1 pseudogene is annotated in these 361 nt (G+C 47.4%); it reads right to left on the bottom strand.

The window, feature by feature from the left end:
- Positions 1-361 (bottom strand): annotated as a pseudogene (locus HBA93_RS19370) (amino acid ABC transporter permease); the annotation flags it as partial.

Genomic DNA, 361 nt, shown 5'->3' with positions numbered 1-361 from the left:
CGGAAAAGCGATAAACAGCAAAAATGCATTCAGTTTTTTATAAGGCAGTTTTCCGATCAGCATCGGCACCAGCAGGATCACAAAAACCAGCGTTACTAATTGCACGCGCCAGCGTTCATCAACCGGATAGCGCCCGTAGAGAAATTGCTGAATTTTAGAATCGACAAATGCCCAGCAAGCACCAGACCAACCTTCCGGTTGCAAACCGCCCTGTACTGTTGTCGTGCAGAATGTGCGATCTGTACCAACCCAGACAGCATTAACGAAAAGCCAGTTGATCAGCCCCGGTAAGAACCAGACGATCAGCGATATTCCCATAACTGTTAAAACAGTGTCTTTCGGGCCCGAAAACAGATTTTCC

It is taken from the genome of Ochrobactrum sp. SFR4, assembly GCF_019730395.1.
Lineage (GTDB): Bacteria > Pseudomonadota > Alphaproteobacteria > Rhizobiales > Rhizobiaceae > Pseudochrobactrum.
The sequence above is the reverse complement of the archived record's forward strand: the minus strand, read 5'-3'. Positions and strand labels throughout refer to the sequence as shown.